The organism is Mycobacterium sp. E2238 (assembly GCF_001672665.1).
Taxonomy (GTDB): domain Bacteria; phylum Actinomycetota; class Actinomycetes; order Mycobacteriales; family Mycobacteriaceae; genus Mycobacterium.
On sequence record NZ_LZKF01000185.1, the window covers coordinates 22554 to 43103 of the forward strand.

Consider the following 20550-nt stretch of genomic DNA (forward strand, 5'->3'; position numbering starts at 1 on the left):
ACACTCCCGACTCAGTCCTCGACGTATGCCCGCAGCCGGTCCACCGCCGCATCCCACCGGCGCGACAACGCGGTGAGGTAGTCACTGGCCTGGGCCAGGGGGGCCGTCCGCACCGTCCAGACGCGCTCGCGACCCCGCTTGCTGCTGGTCACCAAACCCGCCGACTCCAGCAGCTGCAGGTGCTTGCTGGCGGCCTGCCGGGTGACCGGAATGGCGCCGGTGAGCTGCGATGTCGAGCTCGGGCCCAGATCGCACAGCCGCACGATGATGCGCAGCCGGTTCGGATCACCGAGGGCGTCGAAGAGCGGCGCGCCCACGGCGGCGCGCCCGCTCATTCGCGGACTTCTTCCACATACCTGCGCACCAGGCCCGCCTGCATAGCCCACCCCTCGGCGTTGGCCTCGAACGAGGACGGGCGGCGCGCTTCGGGAATGTCCTCGAATCCGGATTCGGTGATGGTGAGCAGCACGCCATCGGGTGCCTCCGCCAAGGTGAACTCGACCAGCGTGGTCGGCTCTCGCCCGTAATCGACGTCGGGGTCGACGGCGAAGGGGTGCCAGCGATAGGCGAACCGCCGTTGCGGCTCGACCGCGACGATGTGCCAGGTGCTTTTCACCCCCGCGTGCGGCTCCTGCCGCTTGGCGACCTCGTCGTCGACCGTGGTCGGGCTGATCACCGCGGCGACCGACGTCCCGGCGACGAACGGCCCGTCGAAGCGGACGCCGAACCAGCGGCCGAATTCGTCGGCGTCGCTGATGGCCCGCCATACCCGCTCCAACGGTGCGCGCAGCAGCACGCTCTTCTCGATCCTCATACGCAACCTCCTGGTTGCCTATGAGTCCAGCACGCCATCGCCAAAAGCGCAACTTTCTGGTTGCGTTTCAGATGGCGTCGGGATCCTCGGCGAAAGCCTCGGCCGCCTGGCGGGCCAGCCCGATCGCCAGGCGGGCCCACTCGGGCGTCGCACCGGCCAGGCCACACGCCGGCGTTACGCCGATGCGGTCGCGCAGCGCCGAGCGAGCGAAGCCGAGCCGATCCGTCACCGCGACCAGCGCGGTGGCCACCTCTTCGGCCGACGGCCGCCGCGGCGGTGCGCTGGCGGCGATTACTCCCAGCATGACCGTGCGGCCCGATTCGACGAACCCGGCGATACCGTCGAGATCCGCCGCGACCAACGTGTCGGCGTCCACCGAGACCGCATCAAAGCTGCTGTCCTGCAACATCTTCCACGGCAGCTCCGGGGCGCAACTGTGCAACAGCACCTCGCCTCCGACGGTGGCGACACAGGTGTCGAGCAGGGCGACGGCCACCGCTTCGTCGAGCGGCGCCACCGGGCTCAGTGCCGTCACACCGCCCAGCCGCCCGCCCAATGCCCTGGGCAGCGACGGCTCGTCGAACTGCACCACCACCGGCGTTTCAAGGCGGCGGGCCAGCGCCGCGCGGTGGCCGGCGACACCTTCGGCCAACGACGCCGCCAGATCGCGCACGGCGCCGGGGTCGGTGATCGCCCGGTGGCCGTTGGCCAGCTCGAGCTCGGCGGCCAGCGTGATCGGCCCGGGAGCCTGCACCTTGAGCACGCGGTCGCCGCCACCCAGGCCGGCCACCTCCCAGGCCTCTTCCAGCGCGTCCATGTCCTCGTCGAGGAGGCTGACGGCGCGGCGGGTGACGGCGCCGGGCCGGGAGGCAACTCGATAGCCGCGCGGCACGATGTCGATGGCCACATCGATCAGCAGCGCGCCGGCCCGGCCGAGCATGTCGGCGCCCACTCCGCGGGCGGGCAGCTCGACGATGTGGGGCAGCCCGCCGGCCAGCTCACCGACGACGACCTCGGCGGCCTCCCGGGGCTTGATCCCGGGCCACGACCCGATGCCGCTGCCGCTCGCGAAAACACTCACCCGCCCAACCGTATTCGACGTCACCGCGGACGCCCGTGACCAGGGGTGTCTGCCGCGCGTCCGCACGGGTAGGTTCGACGCCAGAAGGGTGCGAAACGTGTCGAGGATGGCGAGATTGGCACGGCCGCTGCTGTGGTGCGGGGCGGTGGTGCTGGCTGCCGCGTGCACCCGGGTGGTGGACGGCGCGGCGGTGGCCGGATACGGTGCCCCGCGCGGCGCCGTGCAGGGGGTCAACGTGGACACGGTCCTGCTGGACCAGTCGCGGATGCGCGCGATCACCGGCGCCGGCGAGCACCTCACGATCATCCCCTCGATGGACGGCACCAGCCTGGTTGACATCGACGCACTCGCCGACACCACGCCGCGCGAATGCCGATTCATCTACGCCGAGACGGCGACGTTCGGGCCCGAGGTCGAAGAGTTCCACAAGACGACCTTCCAGGACCCGCCCGACGGCGCGCTGATCTCAGAAGGGGCGGCGGCCTACCGGGACGTCGACACCGCACGTCGCGCGTTCGGCGCGTTGGTGACCACGGTCGGGGACTGCGCGAACGGCTCGTCCGGCCAGCAATACGTCGGCGACTGGAAGGCCGACGCCGGTTCGCTGCACCTGCGGCCCGGTGGCTGCGGCCGCGACTATCGGCAGCGTTCGGTGGCCATTCTGGAGGTCACGTTCTGCGGCTTTGCGCAATCGGTGTCCGACATCGTGATGACGAACATCGCCGCGAACGTGCCGAACTAGCCCGCGGTGGCGGCGATGGTGGCGCTGCCAAGCACTTCGTCACCGTCCGGGTCGGGACGGTAGAGCACCAGCGTCTGACCACACGCGACGCCGCGCAGCGCGGCGCGCAACCGCACGACCAGCTCGTCGTGCACCAATTCCGCTACGGCACCGACAGTTTCACCGTGAGCCCGCACCTGCACCACGCACTCGACGGGACCGGACGGCGGTCGGCCAGCGGTGAAGACCGGCTCGCGCCCCCGCAACTCGCGCACGTCGAGGTCGGCCGCCTCCCCCACCCGCACGGTCGCGGTGTCGGCGTCGATGGCCGTCACATAGCGTGGGCGGCCGTCGGGCCCCGGCCCCGCGATGCCCAGGCCTTTGCGCTGGCCGATGGTGAAGCCGTGCACTCCGTCGTGCTCCGCGAGGACCGCGCCGTCGGCGCCGACGACGGTGCCACGGCGGACCGCGATGCGCTCGCCCAGGAATGCCCGGGTGTTCCCAGACGGGATGAAGCAGATGTCGTGGCTGTCCGGCTTTTCGGCGACCGCGAGGCCGCGCCGGGCGGCTTCGGCGCGGATCTGCGCCTTCGGGGTGTCGCCGATCGGAAACGTGGCGTGGCGGAGCTGGTCGGCGGTCAGCACGGCCAGCACGTAGGACTGGTCCTTGTCGCCATCGACCGCGCGGCGCAGCCGCCCGCCGGAAAGCCTGGCGTAGTGGCCGGTGGCCACCGTGTCGAAGCCCAGCGCAAGGGCTTTCGCCGACAGCGCCGAGAATTTGATTCGCTGGTTGCACCGCACGCAGGGGTTGGGCGTTTCGCCGCGCGCGTACGACGACACGAAGTCGTCGATCACGTCCGCCTGGAACCTCTCGGCGAAATCCCATACGTAGAAAGGGATTCCGAGAACATCAGCGACGCGACTCGCGTCCGAGGCGTCCTCTTTGGAACAGCACCCCCGCGAGCCGGTGCGCAACGTGCCGGGCGCGGTCGACAGCGCCAGGTGCACGCCGACCACGTCATGCCCGGCGTCGACCATGCGGGCAGCGGCGACCGACGAGTCGACGCCACCACTCATCGCGGCAAGGACCCTCACTTAGGGAGCTCCCGCGGCGGCCAGGGCGGCACGGCGGGCGCGGTCCACCGCCGCGGGCAGCACCTGTAACGCCGCGTCGACGTCATCGTCAACGCTGGTGTGCCCCAAAGACATTCGTAGGGAACCGCGGGCGCTCGCCGGGTCGGCCCCCATCGCGAGCAACACATGCGACGGCTGCGCGACACCGGCGGTGCACGCAGATCCGGTCGAACACTCGATTCCGTTGGCGTCCAACAGCATCAACAGCGAGTCACCTTCACAACCGCGGAAGGTGAAGTGCGCGTTGCCCGGCAACCGCTGGGGGTACCTCCCGCTTGCGGGGGACGGGTCGCGGGCACCGTTGAGGCTGACGTCCTCGATGCCGGTCAGCACCCCGTCGATCAGGCGATCACGCAACGCCCGCAGCCGCGCGCTGTTGGTCTCGAGGCCGTCCACCGCGATGCGGGCCGCGGTCGCCATGCCGACCGCCCCGGCGACATCGGCGGTGCCGGAGCGAATGTCGCGTTCCTGTCCGCCGCCATGGGCCAGCGGCGCACACGCCACGTCGCGGCGCAGCAGCAACGCCCCCACGCCGGGAGGGCCGCCGAATTTGTGCGCGGCCACGCTCATCGCCGAAAGCCCGCTGGCGGCGAAGGCCACCGGCAGCTGTCCCACCGCCTGAACGGCGTCGCTGTGCATCGGAACCCCGAATTCGGCCGCGACGGTGGCGAGCTCGGCGGCCGGCATGACGGTGCCGACCTCGTTGTTGGCCCACATCACCGATACGAGCGCGACGTCGTCGTGGCTGCGCAGCGCGTCACGCAGCGCCGTCACCGACACCGATCCGTCGGCGGCGGTCGGCAGCCAGGTCACCTCGGCGCCTTCGTGTTCGACGAGCCAGTTCACGGAATCCAGCACGGCGTGGTGTTCCACCTCGCTGGTGATGATGCGCCGACGGCTTGGTTCGGCGTCGCGGCGGGCCCAATAGATGCCCTTAACCGCCAGGTTGTCGCTTTCGGTCCCGCCCGCGGTGAAGATGACCTCGGATGGCCGGGCGCCCAGCCGGTCGGCGATCAGCTCGCGGGATTCCTCGATGCGCCGCCTCGCCGTCCGGCCGCTGGTGTGTAGCGAGGAGGCGTTGCCGACCGTGCCGAGCACCGCCGTCATCGCCTCGACGGCGGCGGGGTGCATCGGCGTGGTAGCCGCGTGATCCAGGTAGACCATGACGCGACCCACGATACCGGCTGGTCGAGGGGCCTCCGGAGGCACTGTTCGGTCGTGGCGATCGCAAGCGCGGCGCAGCCGGGCGCTGCGGGTCGCCACTATTTGGTCAGGAGGCCACCAGCATGGGCCCTTGACCAGCGGGCCGGGGTGCTCCGACGCCCACCACCGACTGGCAGCGGCTCGCCAACGCTCGCCGATCGGCCCCCGGCAGCTGCAGAGATTCGACGTGCACCCGCGCCAGCGTGCGCCGCACGGCGAGCAATCTGCGGATGGACCGCCCCAGTGTCTCGTCGCCGACGAAGGCCGGCACGGTCGAGACGCTGCCGTCGACGTGGTGGTAGGTCAGCCGAAGCGGCTGCACCGGCCGGCCGGCGTCGATCGCCGCCTGGAACATCGCGGGATAGAACGCCCCGCCGTCCCGACCACACCAGGTGGTGCCCTCCGGGAAGCACACGACCGTCTGGCCGTCGTGCAGCCGGCGGGCGACGGTGTTCACCACCGCGGGCAACCGCCGCAGACTGGACCGCTCGATCGGGATGATCTTCAGGATGCGGGCCACCGTCCCCGTGGCGAGCCCGGAGAACATATCGGCCCGGGCGACGAAAGAACCGGGCAACACCGACCCGATGGCGAAGACGTCGAGCCACGACATGTGCGGGCTGACCACCAAGACGCCGCGCAAATTGCGTATCGGGCTGCCGGTCACCGTGATCCGGATTCCGAAACAGCGCAACACCATTCGGCAATAGATGCGCTGCACGCGGGTCCGGCCCGGCAGCGGTATCGCCAGCAGCACCACCCCCGGCGCCAGCAGCAGCGCCAGCATGACCCGGAGCGTCACCCGCAGCGCCACCAGCAGCGGCGGAGACGCGACCACGTCGCCGGCGCTCACGCAACCGGCGTCACACGATGCGCGCGGTAGCCAGGAGTGCCCGGTGCGAGCGGAAGTGTTCATCGGTCGCCGCCTGCCAGCTGCGCGGCGGCCGACACGGAGCGCAGCCGCTTCAGATATCGGGTATCGGCCCGCCGCTTGTCCAGCAGGACGCAGAAATCGCCCACGCCGAAGTCGGGGTCGTGCGCGGGCTCGCCGCACACCTGGGCGCCCAACCGCAGGTACCCGCGCATCAGCGCCGGGACCGACGGCCGTGCCGGGGCCGGGATGTCGTCGAGGGCGGTGCCGTCGACGATCACCGGCCGGTACGGACGCACCCGGTACTGCGCCGGGGCGGCGTGCCGGCTCAGGATGAAGTCGCGGACGCCGCGTAGCTGACGGCCCGGCACGCGGTTTTCCGGGTCGTCGGAATCCCCGCCGATGGGCACCGACACGCAGCCGGTCACGTAGTCGTAGCCGTAGCGATCCAGGTAGGCCAGGATGCCCGCCCACATCAGCAGCACAACGGCGCCGTTGCGGTGACCCTCGCGCACCACTGCGCGTCCCATCTCAACCAGCGACGGCCTGAGCGGGTCGAAAGCACGGATGTCGAATTCCGTCGCGGTGTAGAGCCCTCCGGCCGCGATCGCGCCCGCCGGGGCCAGCATGCGGTAACAACCGACCAGTTCACCGGTGTCGTCGTCGCGGACCAACAGGTGGTCGCAGTGCTCATCGAAGCTGTCGACGTCGCGTCGTTGGTAATCGTTCGCCGGCAGCGCGAAGCCGGGCGTGCTGGTGAAAACGTCGTACCGGAGCCGCTGCGCGGCCTCGATCATGCTGGCGTCGGTGGACAGCAAGAGCGAGTAGCGGGGTCCGGCGGCCGAACCGGCCGCCGGGCTTTCCGGTTTGTCGCTGGGTATGAGGACAGAAGCAATGCTCATGACACACAACGTGGCCGAACCGATGAGCTAGTCGGCATCGGGGCTGTGACATGTCGGTGCACGCCAGATGACGAACTGTGGCGAAAACGGGCGCAAGGAAACAGCTGGTCAACGGCCGGGAAAACAATTGTCGAGCCGGTCGCCGCCGACCGAACGTCAGGAAATCTGCAGTGGCGCGCTCCAGCGCACGCGGGTGCCGCCCCCGGGCGGACTGGTGATCGCGCAATCGCCGCCGAGGTCTCTGGCGCGGCGGGTTATAGCGTCCATGCCGCAGCGGGATTGATGGTCCGGGCGGGTGCCGCTCCCGTCGTCCGTGACCTCGATGAGCAGCTCATCGGTGACGGTGACCTCGACGGCGATGCTGGCGGCGCGGGAGTGCCGCACCGCGTTGCCGAGCGCCTCGCGGATGACGGCTTCGGCGTGTGCGGCGAGTTCGTCGCTCACCGCGGTCATCGTCCCCGCCATGCGCAGCGTGGTTCCCTCGTTGTCGTCGCCGGTGAGGCGCCCGAACGCGTCCTGGACGCGCTCGGAGAAGCTGCGCCGCCGCGCCTGCGGGTGCTGCAGATCGAAGACAGTGCGCCGGATGTCACCGATGACGGCCTGCAACTCGTCGACGGATTCGGTCACCCGCGCCGCGAGTTGCGGTGAGCGGAGGCGGGCGACGACGCCTTGCAGTTCCATGCCGACGGCGAAGACGCGGCTGATGACCTGGTCGTGCAGATCGCGGGCGATGCGCTCGCGGTCGACCAACACGCTGAGATCCCTCGCGTTCCGCCGTTCGGTGGCCAGCGTGAGGGCGATCGCGGCATGATCGGCGAAGTCGCGGACGAGGTCGAGATGCTCTTCGTCGAAGGGGCGCGCTTCGCTGTTGCGGGCCACTACGATCACGCCGAGCGTCTGCTGGTCGGAGCGAAGCGGCATCAAGATCGCGGGTCGCTCGCCGACGTCGGTGAACGCCGGGATCGGGCGGCGGAACGTCTCGGTGAGCAACGGGCGGCCAGACCGGAACACCTCCCCGGTGGTCGATCCCCGGACCGGGACCTCTTGTCCCAGAACCGCATTGGCGTGCAGGCCGACCGCCGCGGACACCACCAGGCGGTCCACCTCATCGCTGGGTAGATCGGGGTCGGCCGGAACGAGGACTATCGCCTGCTCGGCGTCCGTCAGCTCCGCCGCGCGTTCGGCGATCAGTTGCAGCGGCGGCAGGTCCGGCTGTGACTCCGTGAGCAGGGCGGTGCTGATCTCGCGGCTCGCGTCGGTCCACCGGGCGCCGGCGCGGACCCGGTCGAACAGCCGGGCATTGTCGATGGCCACCGACGCCGCCGACGCGAGCGCCCGCACCGTGACCTCGTCGGCCTCGCTGAAGGCGTGCCCGGGCCGATCGTCGGTGACATACAGGCTGCCGAACACCGCGCCGCGAATGATCACGGGCATTCCCAGGAAGGCGCCCATCGGGGGGTGGTGTTCGGGGAATCCGACGGCGGCCGGATGGTCGGACAACTGCGCCAGGCGCAGCGGCTCGGTTCGGTCGCGGAGGGCGCCGAGCACCCCTTTGCCCACCGGTAGGTGCCCGACCAACCCCACCGTGTCGGCATCCATGCCGCTGTGCACGAAGGACGCCAGGGTCCCCTCCGAGCTCCACACCCCGATGGCGCCGTAACGGGCGCCGGTCATGCCTATCGCGGCGGCCAGGATGCGGTGCAATACCGCGTCGAGTTCGAGATCGGAGCCGATCTCGATCGCTACTTGCAGCAGCTGTCCCATCTGCTGACGCTCGGCGACCAGCTCGTCGAGTTGCTCGTGCATCCGGCTCAGATAGTCGGGGCTACGCAGCCCGAAAGCCGATTTACCCTCGTCTACGCGCATCTTCCGACCTTCCCCGACTGATGCCCGGCGGCCGGAGAGCTAAGCCGAAGCCCCCAGCTGAAAATGTTTGCTGTCCTGGCCAATTCACCATGGGGGTGGGGCCTTGCTTCGCCGGTAGAAGCCACTCTAGCAGCCCAAACATCGGAAATCTTGGTGTTGCTACGCGTTACGAATAGCCGTAACATGGCGTTATGGCCGCGCGCCGCTTGCAGTGTTGGGAGTGCGGCACGGCTTTTTACGGCCGTGCCGACGCACGCTATTGCAGTGGGGCCTGCCGACAGAAATCCCACCGCGCCAGCGTGCGACGCCGTGCCGCCGAAGACACCGTGCCGGTACCCGGCCTGGGCGACGCCATTGCGCGGGCGCGAGAAGTCCGCGAGGCGGCCCGCGCCACCCGCGAACGCGCGGAGGCTACGCGCAAAGCATCAGAAGCCGCCGGAGTGCAGTTGAGCGATGATGAGGTCGTCAAGCAACAGCGCCGACTCGGTCGGTCGGCCCCGTGACAGGCGGCGGCATCATGCTCACCGTCGACCGCGTGATCGCGGCGCCGCCGTCGGCGGTGTGGGACCTGTTGGTCGACCTCGACGCGTGGCCGAAGTGGGGCCCGACAATCCGGGGAGCCCGGCTCGACGCACCGCACACCGAACTGGCCCTGGGCGCAACCGGGACGGTCCAGACGTCGCTGCTCGTGCCGGCGCCGTTCGTCGTCACCGACTTCGAGCCGGGGCGCCACTGGGGTTGGAAGGTGGCCGGCGTTCCGGCGACGCGTCACTGGGTGGACCCGATGGGCGACGGGTCGCGCGTGGGCATGGCAGCTCCGTGGTGGGCGGCGCCGTATGTGACGGTGTGCGCAATCGCGTTGCGGCGCATCGACGCAATGCTCACCCAGGCAGACGGCGACCGATAGGCGACTTGGAAATTTGATAGCACCCGCGCTATCGAATTCGGCGACCGGTCAATGCGGCCGTTGACGCGCAGGAGCCCCCGACGCCCGTCGGGGGCTCCTGGGCTAAGCGAATCAGCCCTTGCGTGCCTTGATGGCGTCGGTCAGCTGCGGGGCGACCTTGAACAGGTCGCCCACCACGCCGTAGTCGGCGATCTCGAAGATGGGCGCCTCTTCGTCCTTGTTGACCGCGACGATGGTCTTGGACGTCTGCATGCCCGCGCGGTGCTGGATGGCGCCGGAGATGCCCAGCGCGATGTAGAGCTGCGGCGACACCGTCTTGCCGGTCTGGCCGACCTGGAACTGGCCCGGGTAGTAGCCGGAGTCGACCGCGGCGCGCGACGCGCCGACGGCGCCACCCAGCGAGTCGGCCAGGGCCTCGACCACGCTGAAGTTCTCCGCGCTGCCGACCCCGCGACCACCGGACACCACGATGGTGGCCTCGGTGAGCTCCGGCCGGTCACCGGCGACCGCCGGTTCGCGGGCCGTGATCTTGGTGGCGTTCTCGGCGGGCGCGGGCACCTCGACGGTCACCTGCTCGCCGGCGCCGGCCTGCGGCTCGGCGTCAATGGCGCCACCGCGGACGGTGATCACCGGGGTGTCGCCGTTGGCCTGCGACTCGACGGTGAACGCCCCACCGAAGATGGAGTGGGTTCCCTTGTTGCCTTCCTGGACGCCGACCACGTCGACGAGCAGGCCGGATCCGATCCGGGCGGCGAGCCGGCCCGCGATCTCCTTGCCGTCGGCGTTGGCGGAAAGCAGTACGGCGGCGGGCGCGTTCGACTCGGCCAGCGCGGCCAGCACGTCGACCACGGGCGTGATCAGGTAGTTCTCGGCGTCGTCGGACTCGGCGACGTAGATCTTGGCGGCGCCCGCCTCCTTCAACCCGTCGACCAGCGGCGCGGCCGTTCCGGGCTTGCCGACGACGACGGCGGCCGGATCGCCCAGCGCGCGGGCGGCGGTGATCAGTTCGGAGGTGACTTTCTTCAGTGCGCCTTCGGCGTGCTCAACGAGCACCAAAACTTCAGCCATGGTTTCTTCGCTCTTCTCGTCTGTGGGATGGGTGCTCGTCTAGATGATCTTCTGGCCGACCAGGTACTGGGAGATCTGGTTGCCGCCCTCACCCTCGTCGGTGACCTTCTCACCCGCGGTCTTCGGGGGCTTCGGCGTCGACGACAGCACCGTCGATCCGGCGTTCTCCAGCCCGACCTCGTCGCTTTCGACGCCGATCTCGGCGAGCGTCAGCACGGTGACCTCTTTCTTCTTGGCGGCCATGATGCCCTTGAAGGACGGGAAGCGCGGCTCGTTGATCTTCTCGGTCACACTCACCACGGCGGGCAGCGACGCCTCGAGCGTGAACACGCCGTCGTCGGTCTCGCGTTCGCCGGTGATCTTGCCGCCCTCGATGGACAGCTTGCGCAGATGGGTCAGCTGCGGCAGGCCCAGGTACTCGGCGATGATGGCCGGCACGGCGCCGCCGGAGCCGTCGGTCGACTCGTTACCGGCGATGACGAGCTCGGTGCCCTCGATGGTGCCCAGCGCGCGCGCCAGCGCCCAGGCGGTTTGCACCACGCAGGAACCGCGCATGCCGTCGTCCTTGAGGTGGACGGCCTTGTCGGCGCCCATCGACAGCGCCTTGCGGATCGCCTCGGTGGCGCGTTCGGGGCCCGCGGTCAGCACGGTCACCGAACCCTCGCCGCCCTCCCGCTCGCGGATCTGCAAGGCCTCTTCGACGGCGCGCTCGTTGATCTCGTCCAGCACCGCGTCGGCGGCCTCGCGGTCCAGCGTGTAATCGCCGTCGTTCAGCTTGCGCTCCGACCAGGTGTCTGGGACCTGCTTGATCAGGACCACGATGTTCGTCATGAGTGTGGTTCGTCCTCCTATTGAAGGAGCCTCGCAGCAGTCGACCACGAGACTTTCAGTACGCGTTTAGCAGTGCACGGTCGTGTTACTACTCGGTAACTTTGTGCAGCCTGCATTCACACCATAGCGGGTCGTACTGGGCGTTCTTGCGGCGTGTCTGCCGTCGGCGGCCGGAGGCGCCCGGCTCGCGGTTCGCGAATCCGACACTTCGCGTTAGCCTGCCTATGCGATGAGCGCAACCGTCCCCGACGTCCCCCGACGCAGCCCCGGTGATCCCCCGCCGTCGGCCGACTCCGTGCTGACGCTGACGGGCGAGCGCACCATTCCCGATCTGGACGTCGAAAACTACTGGTTTCGCCGCCACCAGGTGGTTTACCAGCGGCTGGCCGGTCTCTGCGCGGGCCGCGACGTGCTCGAGGCGGGCTGCGGCGAGGGGTACGGCGCCGACCTGATCGCCGGCGTCGCTCGCCGGGTGGTGGCCGTCGATTACGACGAGGCCGCGGTGGCACACGTGCGCGCGCGCTACCCGCGGGTGGAGGTGATGCGGGCGAACCTGGCCGAGCTGCCGCTGCCCGACGCGTCGGTGGATATTGTGGTCAACTTCCAAGTCATCGAGCACCTGTGGGATCAGGCACAATTCGTGAACGAGTGCGCGCGGGTGCTGCGCCACGGCGGGTTGCTGATGGTGTCCACACCCAACCGGATCACCTTCTCCCCCGGTCGCGACACCCCGATCAACCCGTTCCACACCCGCGAACTCAACGCCGACGAGCTGACCGAGTTGCTGGTCGACGCGGGCTTTCGCGACGTATCGGTCAGCGGGTTGTTCCACGGCCCGCGGCTGCAAGAGATGGACGCCCGGCACGGTGGCTCCATCATCGACGCGCAGATCGCATTGGCGTTGGCCAGCGACCCCTGGCCGCCGCAGCTGCGGGCGGACGTCGCCGCGGTGGCGTGCGACGACTTCGAGATACTGGAGAGCGGCCGCGGTGACATCGACGACAGCCTGGATCTGATCGCAATCGCGGTAGCGCCGTGAGTAATTCGCACGACCGGGTGCCCGGCATGTTCACCCTGGTCCTGCACACCCACCTGCCCTGGCTGGCACATCACGGGCGGTGGCCGGTCGGCGAGGAGTGGCTCTACCAATCCTGGGCGGCGGCCTATCTGCCGCTGATGCGGGTGCTGACCACGCTGGCCGACGAGGACCGCCGGGGCTTGGTCACGCTCGGCGTCACTCCCGTGGTCAACGCGCAGCTCGACGACCCGTACTGCCTCGATGGCATGCATCACTGGCTGGCCAACTGGCGGCTGCGGGCGGCCGAGGCCGCCAGCGTGCGGTCCGCACCCCGTTCGAAGTCCGCCGGCTTCTCGTCATGCACGCCGGAAGCGCTGCGCGACTTGGGTATTCGCGAATGCGCCGAGGCGGATCGGGCGCTGGACGAGTTCGCCACTCACTGGCGGCACGGCGGCAGTCCGCTGCTGCGCGGCCTGATCGACGCCGGCACCGTGGAGTTGCTCGGCGGCCCACTGGCCCACCCGTTCCAGCCGCTGCTCGCGCCACGGCTACGCGAGTTCGCCCTGCGCGAAGGGCTGGCCGACCCCCAACAGCGGATGGCGCACCGCCCGAGCGGAATCTGGGCGCCCGAATGCGCCTACGCGCCCGGATTGGAGCAGGACTACGCCGCCGCCGGTGTCACCCATTTCATGGTCGACGGCCCGTCGTTGCACGGCGACACCGCGCTGGGCCGACCGGTCGGTGACACCGACGTGGTCGCGTTCGGTCGCGACCTGCAGGTCAGTTATCGGGTGTGGTCGCCGAAATCGGGCTACCCGGGGCACGCCGCCTACCGCGACTTCCACACCTACGACCACCTCACCGGGCTCAAGCCGGCGCGGGTGACCGGGCGCAACGTGGCGTCGGAGGCCAAGGCGCCCTACGATCCCGCGCGCGCCGACCACGCGGTCGACAGCCATGTCGCCGACTTCGTCGACGTGGTCCGCAACCGGCTGACGAGCGAATCCGAGCGGATCGGGCGGCCCGCCCACGTGGTCGCCGCCTTCGACACCGAACTGTTCGGCCACTGGTGGTACGAGGGCCCGACGTGGCTGCAGCGGGTGCTGCGGGCGCTGCCCGCCGCCGGTGTGCGGGTGGGCACGTTGAACGACGCCATCGCGGACGGATTCGTCGGGGGCCCAGTGGCATTGCCGCCCAGTTCGTGGGGTTCGGGCAAGGACTGGCAGGTGTGGGCCGGCGACAAGGTGGCCGATCTCGTCCAGCTCAACAACGAAGTGGTCGACATGGCGCTGAGCACCGTCGACAAGGCGCTGTCGCAGCGGGCATCCCTGGACGGGCCGCTCCCCCGCGACAACGTGGCCGACCAGATCCTGCGCGAGACCCTGCTCACCGTCTCCAGCGACTGGCCGTTCATGGTGAGTAAGGACTCGGCCGCCGACTACGCGCGGTATCGCGCCCACTTGCACGCCCACGCCACCCGCGAGATCGCGGGGGCGCTGGCGTCCGGCCGGCGGGACACCGCCGGGCGGCTGGCCGACGGATGGAACCGCGCCGACGGACTTTTCGGAGCGCTCGACGCGCGCAGGCTGCCCCGATGAGTGGGGCGCCCGCGTGAAGATCCTGATGGTGTCCTGGGAGTACCCGCCGGTGGTGATCGGCGGGCTCGGCCGGCACGTGCATCACCTGTCCACCGCGCTGGCCGCCGCCGGCCACGAGGTCGTCGTGCTGTCCCGTCAGCCCACGGGCACCGATGCCAGCACGCACCCGTCGTCCGACGAGGTGGTCGACGGCGTCCGGGTGATCGCGGCCGCCCAGGATCCGCACGAATTCTCCTTCGGCGCCGACATGATGGCGTGGACGCTGGCGATGGGCCATTCCATGATCCGCGCCGGGCTATCGCTGAAGAAGCGGGGCACCAACCGGCCGTGGCGTCCGGACGTCGTGCACGCGCACGACTGGCTGGTGGCCCACCCCGCGATCGCACTCGCCCAGTTTTATGACGTGCCAATGGTTTCCACCATTCATGCCACCGAGGCCGGACGGCATTCCGGCTGGATCTCCGGCGCCATCAGTCGCCAGGTGCACGCTCTGGAGTCGTGGTTGGTGCGCGAATCCGATTCACTGATCACGTGTTCGGCGTCGATGGGCGACGAGATCACCGAACTGTTCGGTCCCGGCCTGGCCGGAATCACGGTGATCCGCAACGGTATCGACGCCGCGCGCTGGCCGTTCGCCGAGCGGCGAGCGCGTACCGGTCCAGCCGAACTGCTCTACCTCGGGCGGCTGGAGTACGAGAAGGGTGTGCACGACGTCATCGCCGCCCTACCGCGGATCAGGCGCACCCATCCCGGAACCACATTGACCATCGCCGGGGAGGGCACCCAGCAGCAGTGGCTCGTCGAGCAGGCCCGAAAGCACCGGGTGCTCAAGGCGATTCGGTTCGCCGGGCACCTCGACCACGCCGAACTGCTGGCGGTGCTGCATCGCGCCGACGCCGCGGTGCTGCCCAGTCACTACGAGCCGTTCGGGATCGTCGCGCTGGAAGCCGCCGCGGCGGGCACTCCGCTCGTGACGTCGAACATCGGCGGCCTGGGCGAGGCGGTGATCAACGGCCGGACCGGGGTGTCTTGTGCGCCCCGCGACATCTCCGGGCTGGCGGCGGCCGTGCGGACCGTGCTCGACGATCCGGCTGCCGCGCAGCGCCGCGCCCGCGCCGCCCGCGAGCGGCTCACCTCGGACTTCGACTGGAAGACCGTGGCCGGCGAGACCGCGCAGGTGTATTTGGCCGCCAAGCGCGCCGAGCGGCAGCCACAGCCACGCATGCCCATCATCGAGAACGCCCTGCCGAACCGCTAGCCTGCAGTATGGGGTTGGAATATTCGAGCGTGGTCGACGCGCCGATCGCCGACGTCTTCGCCTGGCACGCCCGGCCGGGCGCGTTCGCCCGGCTCGCGCCGCCGTGGCAGCCGATGCGGCTGGTCACCGAGGCCGCATCGCTGAAGGACGGTCGGGCGACGCTGGCGCTACCGGGCGGCCTGCGCTGGGTCGCCGTCCATCAGGCGGGAGGCTACGATCCGCCGCGGCGCTTCGTCGACGAGATCGGCGGTGACGGCCTGGCCGCGCTGCCGGCACGAATGGCGGTGCGCTGGAGACACACCCACGACTTCGAAGACCTGGGCGACGGCCGCACCAGGGTCATCGACCGGGTCGACACGCCGGTGCCCGGGTCGTTGCTGCGCCCCATGTTCGACTACCGGCACCGTCAGCTGGCCGACGATCTGGCCGCGCACCGGCTGGCCGCCGAGAATGGGCTGGCGCCGGTGACGGTCGCGGTCACCGGGGCGTCGGGGTTGGTGGGTTCGGCGTTGACGGCGTTTCTGAGCACCGGCGGCCATCGCGTCGTCCAGTTGGTTCGCCACGCCCCGCGGACCGACGACGAGCGGCAGTGGAATCCCGACGACCCCGACCCGGGATTGTTCGATGGCGTGGACGCGGTCATCCATCTGGCGGGCGCCTCGATCGCCGGCCGGTTCACCGAGAAGCATCGACAGGCCATCCGCGACAGCAGGATTGGCCCGACCCGCCGGCTGGCCGAAGCGGTGGGCCGCGCCCCACAGCGGCCGGCCGTGTTCGTCTCGGCTTCGGCGATCGGATACTACGGATACGACCGCGGCGATGACATCCTGACCGAGGACAGCGACCGCGGCGACGGTTTTCTCGCCGACGTCGTGGCGGATTGGGAGGCGGCGACCGCACCGGCGGGACAGGCCGGCGTGCGGGTGGTGCAGGTGCGCACCGGCATCGTGCAGTCCCCACGCGGCGGCACGCTGAAGCTGATGCGTCCGTTGTTCAGCGCCGGTCTGGGCGGCCGGCTCGGCGACGGCCGGCAATGGCTCTCGTGGATCGGGATCGACGACCTGGTCGACATCTACCACCGCGCACTCTGGGACGAAGCACTGGTGGGGCCCGTGAACGCCGTTGCGCCTCAACCGGTTCGCAACAGTGAATACACCGCCACCCTGGCCCACATCGTGCACCGGCCCGCGGTGTTGCCGGTGCCGTCGCTGGGGCCTCGGCTGCTGCTCGGTGAGCAGGGCGCACGCGAACTCGCGTGCGCCAATCAACGAGTGGCTCCGCAGAAGCTGACCGCGGCCGGGCACCGGTTTCGCCAGCCAGACCTCGACCAGGCGCTGCGTCACCTGCTCGGGCGCAATGCCTGAGGGCACGACCTGGGCAGTTTGGGCCTGATCAGTCCCCCATCCACACAACTAAATGGTTCAATTTCTTAATGATCTCCGGTGCGCTGGTCCGGCGCGCCAGCGCGGCCGCCATGTGTATCGCCGCGGTGGCCGCCGTCATGCTTGCCCCGCTCCAGGCCCGAGCCGAATCCACGGAAGCGGACAGCACGACCGACGTCGCATGCGCGAGCGAGACCCGGGCGGTTCCCACGACCTGGTATTTCCCGAGCACGCCGCCGCTGGGATTGGTCTGGCTGCAGCACGGCTTCGTCGAGGGCGCGAAAGTCTGGTCCGCCTTCGCCGCCGAGGTCGCCGGGAGCGGCTACCTCGTGATGGCCACCAAGCTGTCCACCGTCAACCCCTTCGGCTGCACCGTGGAGCACCTGATTGACAACACCGGCTTCCTGAACAACATCGCCGACGTGTTCGCCCACAAAGACGATCCGAATGGCGCGTTGGCGTCGTCCTTCGCGGCGGCGGCCGCCAAGGCCGGTCGAGCTGTCACGCCACTACCCGAAAAGTTGGTTTTCGTGGGGCATTCGGCAGGGGCCGAGGCCGTCGAATACGTCGCCGAGCGCCTGCACACCGCTTACCCGGACACCTTCGCCCAACTGCGCGGCATCGTCAGCGAGGACGGCGTGAAGTCGTTCCTCGGTTCCAATACCGACCAGGCGCTGGCAGGCCTGGCAGGCACCACGCTGCCGATCTACGCCACGGCGTCACCTCACCTGCTCTGCAACTTCTTCCAACTGGGCACGAAGGCGATCGAACGGTTCCTGTCGGACCGGCCATTTCACGGCGTGAAGATCACCACCGGCGCGCACGGCGACGCACTCGGACCGTCGTCGCCCACTTACGAAAACCTGGTGTGTGGTCGTCCGAAGCCGGGCAATGTCGCGGCGGTATGGGGCCTGACGCGCGGCTGGATCGCCGACATGTTCGCGGGAACCCAGACACCCGACTTCTACCCGGGCGGAAGCTATTACACCGAACTCTTGACGGACGGCACCATAACCACGCTGCCGTGACGAGTCAGGGCACCGGCCGCATGGTCAATGGCCCTCGAGCCATATCGCGGGCAACCGCGTCGGCGAACGATCGCGAACGAAGGACCGGGCTCTGAGTGCCCGATTCGTCCAGAAAGCCGTCGATCAGGTCGCCCAGGGCTTCCGCGGAGCTCCACCGGGGCGACCAACCCAGCACGTCGCGAGCCCGGTCGGTGTCCAGCAACGGCAGGGAAAACGCCATATCAATCCAACCGCGGTCAATGGGTTGCAGTCGCGCCCGCCAGGACGCCTCCGCCAGCAAGCCCAGGACGGTTGAGGGCACATGTATAGGCCGTGCGCGCAGCGCCCGCGCGATGTCCTCGCGGCACAGCGGCGGTTCGGCCGCCAGGTTGAAAGGCCCCAGCGCGCAGTGCTCGATCGCCTTGACGCAAGCCTCCGCTACGTCCTGCGCGTGCACGATGGACACACTCAGCGAGCGATCCAGCGGTAGCACCGGCAGCCAGCGCAGCCATTTGGGATCCACGTAAGCGGGCAGGGTGTACCGCCGGAGTCCCATCGCGGCGTCGCGCTGCATGATGAATCCGGGCCGCATCCGGGTGATGCCGACACCGTCGGGATTGCGATGCTGGTAGCCGTCCAGCACCTGTTCCACCGCCGATTTCGCCCGGCTGTAGGCGGAGGACCTGATGCCGGCGGTCGACCACGTCTCGTCCACCCGTTCCCCGTACCGCCCGGGGGCGTAGCTGCCCACCGACGACATGTGCACCAGGTGAGGCACTTTGGCGTTGTGCGCCGCGCTCAGCACCGCAGCACTGCCGTTGATCGCGACCGCGTCCAGGTATCGCGTGTTGCGGGTGGGTTGAAACCCCCACGCGAGGTGGACCACGCACGCGGCGCCGCGAAAGATCTTGTGCAGCTGGATTTCCACCCCGGGTTCGGCCAAGTCGACTTGATGCCAATCGGCACGGGCGTAAACGCCGTCCAGCGGTGGCTGTCGGCGGCTGACGCCGACGATGTCATAGTCGTGGCCGTCCTCGACGAGCCTGCGCAGCAACGCGGTCCCCACGTTGCCGCTGGCCCCGGTGATGACGATGCGCTTGGACACGGCGCCCCCTTAGTTCGCGTCCCTGCCGTGACGGCTCCGCCGATAAGCCCGGGCCCGCAGATCGGCGAGCCACCGCGGGTGCAGGCTCAAGCCGGGCGGAGTGTTGATGACGGGATCGAACGACACGTCCCCCGCGCGCTCGGGGTCGATGACGCCGGTCAGCGTGAGCCGGCCCAGCGGCATGAAATCGCCTGTGCCACAAGCTTGGTCGAGTGAAAACTCGATTTTGTCATGCTCGAGCCGGTTGCGGACGCTGTCCAGGGACAGACCGAAGCCGTCGATCTCGCTCACGATCCGGGCCCTGAGCCACCAGTTGTCTCCTTGATAGTGCAGCGGCATCAGGGTGGTCAGAGTCTGACCGCTCCAGGAGATGGCCGGCCGCAGTGCCAGCGCCCGGGAAAGCACCCCTGAGCCCGAGGAGACGACCAGGATGTCCCATGGCCCTGGAGCCTGTGCCGGCGTCAACCGGAAGGCCAGGCCGATGAAGTCCGGCAAGGGTCCAGGGGTGCCGCTGGCCTTGGATACCCGCGCGACAATCTCGGACGACGAGATGGGCAGGCCCTGGCCGGCGGGCGCAAGACGTTCGAGGAAGCCGTCCGCCAGCACCCCGATGGGATGGAACAACCGCTTTCCCCGGATGGCGGAACCCCATTGGAAGGGCGCCGCGACAAGATCGGAAACGTTCACCGGCGGCGGATTCCCGTTTCCCGCCGAAGAAAACGCCGCTCGGGCCGTTGCCTTCAGGCGAGCCTCAAGAGCCCAGGGCGGTCAGGCGGCCACCCGATGTCCGATCATGCGCGCTTCACCGGGCGGTTGTTGCTGCTGAGTCTGGGAGCGGCCGTCGACGTAGACCTGCTGCATGACCGCCTGCCACGACTCCATCTCGGGCACCGATCCCCATATCCCCTCGAACAACCCCACGATCACGGCCGCGTCGTCGGTCAGCACGTAAACAGGACCGCCGAAGTCGCGGCCGTCCACTGCGGCGTCGGCAACGATGAAGCGGCCATTGCTGACGGAGCTGATGGATCCGCACCACTGGCCGACCGCTCGCCGGAACTGGCACACCGGCAGGCCGGGCTGCGCGCGCAGGCCGGGCGATGACTTCAGTTGCCGGCCGGTGGGCAGCACGTCCGAGGCCGTCACGGTGGCGCCAAGCGCAATCACTTCGTATTCGACGGGCAGCATCGCGCCGTTGGCCGCCGTGTCGTCGGCGGCCTGGCGGCGCGCGAGCACCACCGTCCCCACCAGGTTTCCGTCCCGGTCGGTAACCTCCGACGCTCCGCTCTCGCATTGGCCGCTGGTCACCGCGATCCGCAGCCGCGGCTCCACCATCCCGACCATGCAAACCGTGCCACCTTGGCGAATCTCCATTCCGGGAAACACTGTGACGGCCGGATCGGCGCTCGCCGGGCTCGGGGATCCGACGACCATCACCGCAATGGCGAATCCGATCGCCAGGCGACTACACCGGCAGCTGACCGTTTGCATTGGGCCACACCACCCCTCACGTGAGTCCGGGCAGTTTTGCCGGACACGCTGATGAGCCGTGGGTACCCCCCGGCAATGCCGTCAAACCGCAAAAAGCCAGCTCGGAGGTGCCGCTCATGGCCGGGGGTCGCTTACGTCGCCCTGGAGGAGCTGCCCGACGCGGACTTGATGGCGGCCCACCGGGTGCTCGGCGCGATGATCCACGCGATGCAGCGATTCCAGGGCGACGTAAGCGACCCCCGGCCATGAGCGGCACCTCCGAGCTGGCTTTTTGCGGTTTGACGGCATTGGCGG

General features: G+C 69.4%; 20 protein-coding genes. 7 read left to right on the forward strand and 13 right to left on the reverse strand.

Features of this window, described 5'->3' with window-relative positions; all coding sequences use genetic code 11:
- Window positions 1-11 precede the first annotated feature (11 nt).
- The 3 genes from A5711_RS16715 to A5711_RS16725 form a co-directional block, all read right to left on the reverse strand.
- Window positions 12-335, reverse strand: a complete 324-nt coding sequence (locus A5711_RS16715) for a helix-turn-helix transcriptional regulator (protein WP_067948384.1) — start codon at window positions 333-335, stop codon at window positions 12-14.
- A complete protein-coding gene (locus tag A5711_RS16720) occupies window positions 332-814 on the reverse strand; it encodes an SRPBCC family protein (RefSeq protein ID WP_067948386.1) in 483 nt (160 codons plus the stop codon). The genes A5711_RS16715 and A5711_RS16720 overlap by 4 nt, the downstream gene beginning before the upstream one ends.
- A 67-nt stretch (window positions 815-881) precedes the next feature.
- On the reverse strand, window positions 882-1895 hold the full coding sequence (locus A5711_RS16725; RefSeq protein ID WP_067948388.1) for a methionine synthase: 1014 nt from the start codon (window positions 1893-1895) through the stop codon (window positions 882-884).
- 106 nt (window positions 1896-2001) lie between these two features.
- On the opposite strand from A5711_RS16725, the gene A5711_RS16730 reads away from it, so the two are divergent.
- On the forward strand, window positions 2002-2637 hold the full coding sequence (locus A5711_RS16730; RefSeq protein WP_067948390.1) for a sensor domain-containing protein: 636 nt from the start codon (window positions 2002-2004) through the stop codon (window positions 2635-2637).
- Here A5711_RS16730 and mnmA read toward each other — a convergent pair.
- The 5 genes from mnmA to A5711_RS16755 all read right to left on the reverse strand — a co-directional run bounded on the left by mnmA (window position 2634) and on the right by A5711_RS16755 (window position 8531).
- Window positions 2634-3710 carry a tRNA 2-thiouridine(34) synthase MnmA gene (gene mnmA / locus A5711_RS16735; protein ID WP_067948393.1) on the reverse strand — a complete coding sequence of 359 codons (1077 nt, stop codon included), beginning with the start codon at window positions 3708-3710 and terminating at the stop codon, window positions 2634-2636. The two genes, A5711_RS16730 and mnmA, sit on opposite strands and share 4 nt — an antisense overlap.
- On the reverse strand, window positions 3711-4913 hold the full coding sequence (locus A5711_RS16740) for a cysteine desulfurase family protein (protein WP_067948395.1): 1203 nt from the start codon (window positions 4911-4913) through the stop codon (window positions 3711-3713). It lies immediately after the preceding gene.
- 106 nt (window positions 4914-5019) lie between these two features.
- Window positions 5020-5868: a 1-acyl-sn-glycerol-3-phosphate acyltransferase gene (locus tag A5711_RS16745; protein ID WP_067948397.1), complete on the reverse strand. Its 849-nt coding sequence runs from the start codon at window positions 5866-5868 to the stop codon at window positions 5020-5022.
- On the reverse strand, window positions 5865-6725 hold the full coding sequence (locus tag A5711_RS16750) for a GNAT family N-acetyltransferase (RefSeq protein ID WP_067948399.1): 861 nt from the start codon (window positions 6723-6725) through the stop codon (window positions 5865-5867). The genes A5711_RS16745 and A5711_RS16750 overlap by 4 nt, the downstream gene beginning before the upstream one ends.
- A 156-nt stretch (window positions 6726-6881) precedes the next feature.
- The gene (locus tag A5711_RS16755; RefSeq protein WP_231987023.1) at window positions 6882-8531 is read right to left on the reverse strand and encodes a GAF domain-containing protein; all 1650 of its coding nucleotides are present in this window, start codon (window positions 8529-8531) and stop codon (window positions 6882-6884) included.
- Between the two features lie 577 nt (window positions 8532-9108).
- Between A5711_RS16755 and A5711_RS16760 the strand changes: the two genes are divergently transcribed.
- On the forward strand, window positions 9109-9498 hold the full coding sequence (locus A5711_RS16760; protein ID WP_067948428.1) for an SRPBCC family protein: 390 nt from the start codon (window positions 9109-9111) through the stop codon (window positions 9496-9498).
- A 111-nt stretch (window positions 9499-9609) separates the two neighbouring features.
- On the opposite strand, the gene A5711_RS16765 is transcribed toward A5711_RS16760, so the two are convergent.
- Both A5711_RS16765 and A5711_RS16770 read right to left on the reverse strand, forming a co-directional pair.
- Window positions 9610-10566 carry an electron transfer flavoprotein subunit alpha/FixB family protein gene (locus A5711_RS16765; RefSeq protein WP_067948402.1) on the reverse strand — a complete coding sequence of 319 codons (957 nt, stop codon included), beginning with the start codon at window positions 10564-10566 and terminating at the stop codon, window positions 9610-9612.
- Between the two features lie 39 nt (window positions 10567-10605).
- Window positions 10606-11397: an electron transfer flavoprotein subunit beta/FixA family protein gene (locus A5711_RS16770; RefSeq protein ID WP_067948404.1), complete on the reverse strand. Its 792-nt coding sequence runs from the start codon at window positions 11395-11397 to the stop codon at window positions 10606-10608.
- 229 nt (window positions 11398-11626) lie between these two features.
- Here A5711_RS16770 and A5711_RS16775 point away from each other — a divergent pair, with 229 nt between their 5' ends.
- From A5711_RS16775 to A5711_RS16795, 5 genes are all read left to right on the forward strand, one after another.
- Window positions 11627-12436, forward strand: coding sequence for a bifunctional 2-polyprenyl-6-hydroxyphenol methylase/3-demethylubiquinol 3-O-methyltransferase UbiG (locus tag A5711_RS16775; RefSeq protein WP_067948407.1), 810 nt, complete (start codon window positions 11627-11629; stop codon window positions 12434-12436).
- A 26-nt stretch (window positions 12437-12462) separates the two neighbouring features.
- Entirely contained in the window at window positions 12463-14013 is a 1551-nt protein-coding gene (locus tag A5711_RS16780; RefSeq protein WP_156744973.1) for a glycoside hydrolase family 57 protein, read from the forward strand.
- A gap of 13 nt (window positions 14014-14026) precedes the next feature.
- Entirely contained in the window at window positions 14027-15271 is a 1245-nt protein-coding gene (locus A5711_RS16785) for a glycosyltransferase family 4 protein (protein ID WP_067948411.1), read from the forward strand.
- Window positions 15272-15279: 8 nt separating this feature from the next.
- On the forward strand, window positions 15280-16635 hold the full coding sequence (locus A5711_RS16790) for a TIGR01777 family oxidoreductase (RefSeq protein ID WP_067948412.1): 1356 nt from the start codon (window positions 15280-15282) through the stop codon (window positions 16633-16635).
- A gap of 68 nt (window positions 16636-16703) precedes the next feature.
- The gene (locus tag A5711_RS16795; RefSeq protein ID WP_067948414.1) at window positions 16704-17681 is read left to right on the forward strand and encodes a hypothetical protein; all 978 of its coding nucleotides are present in this window, start codon (window positions 16704-16706) and stop codon (window positions 17679-17681) included.
- 4 nt (window positions 17682-17685) lie between these two features.
- On the opposite strand, the gene A5711_RS16800 is transcribed toward A5711_RS16795, so the two are convergent.
- The 3 genes from A5711_RS16800 to A5711_RS16810 form a co-directional block, all read right to left on the reverse strand.
- Window positions 17686-18765 (reverse strand): NAD-dependent epimerase/dehydratase family protein, encoded by a 1080-nt coding sequence (locus A5711_RS16800; protein ID WP_067948416.1) that lies wholly within the window; start codon window positions 18763-18765, stop codon window positions 17686-17688.
- 9 nt (window positions 18766-18774) lie between these two features.
- Window positions 18775-19452 carry a phosphodiesterase gene (locus A5711_RS16805; protein ID WP_067948418.1) on the reverse strand — a complete coding sequence of 226 codons (678 nt, stop codon included), beginning with the start codon at window positions 19450-19452 and terminating at the stop codon, window positions 18775-18777.
- 81 nt (window positions 19453-19533) lie between these two features.
- Window positions 19534-20256 (reverse strand): hypothetical protein, encoded by a 723-nt coding sequence (locus A5711_RS16810; protein ID WP_067948420.1) that lies wholly within the window; start codon window positions 20254-20256, stop codon window positions 19534-19536.
- Between the last annotated feature and the right edge of the window lie 294 nt (window positions 20257-20550).

Coding starts and splice junctions, on each gene's coding strand:
- A5711_RS16715 (WP_067948384.1), bottom strand. CDS start 335: ATGAGCGGGCGCGCCGCCGTGGGCGCGCCGCTCTTCGACGCCCTCGGT.
- A5711_RS16720 (WP_067948386.1), bottom strand. CDS start 814: ATGAGGATCGAGAAGAGCGTGCTGCTGCGCGCACCGTTGGAGCGGGTA.
- A5711_RS16730 (WP_067948390.1), top strand. CDS start 2,002: ATGGCGAGATTGGCACGGCCGCTGCTGTGGTGCGGGGCGGTGGTGCTG.
- A5711_RS16740 (WP_067948395.1), bottom strand. CDS start 4,913: ATGGTCTACCTGGATCACGCGGCTACCACGCCGATGCACCCCGCCGCC.
- A5711_RS16745 (WP_067948397.1), bottom strand. CDS start 5,868: ATGAACACTTCCGCTCGCACCGGGCACTCCTGGCTACCGCGCGCATCG.
- A5711_RS16750 (WP_067948399.1), bottom strand. CDS start 6,725: ATGAGCATTGCTTCTGTCCTCATACCCAGCGACAAACCGGAAAGCCCG.
- A5711_RS16755 (WP_231987023.1), bottom strand. CDS start 8,531: ATGCACGAGCAACTCGACGAGCTGGTCGCCGAGCGTCAGCAGATGGGA.
- A5711_RS16760 (WP_067948428.1), top strand. CDS start 9,109: ATGCTCACCGTCGACCGCGTGATCGCGGCGCCGCCGTCGGCGGTGTGG.
- A5711_RS16765 (WP_067948402.1), bottom strand. CDS start 10,566: ATGGCTGAAGTTTTGGTGCTCGTTGAGCACGCCGAAGGCGCACTGAAG.
- A5711_RS16770 (WP_067948404.1), bottom strand. CDS start 11,397: ATGACGAACATCGTGGTCCTGATCAAGCAGGTCCCAGACACCTGGTCG.
- A5711_RS16775 (WP_067948407.1), top strand. CDS start 11,627: ATGAGCGCAACCGTCCCCGACGTCCCCCGACGCAGCCCCGGTGATCCC.
- A5711_RS16780 (WP_156744973.1), top strand. CDS start 12,463: ATGTTCACCCTGGTCCTGCACACCCACCTGCCCTGGCTGGCACATCAC.
- A5711_RS16790 (WP_067948412.1), top strand. CDS start 15,280: ATGGGGTTGGAATATTCGAGCGTGGTCGACGCGCCGATCGCCGACGTC.
- A5711_RS16795 (WP_067948414.1), top strand. CDS start 16,704: ATGATCTCCGGTGCGCTGGTCCGGCGCGCCAGCGCGGCCGCCATGTGT.
- A5711_RS16810 (WP_067948420.1), bottom strand. CDS start 20,256: ATGCAAACGGTCAGCTGCCGGTGTAGTCGCCTGGCGATCGGATTCGCC.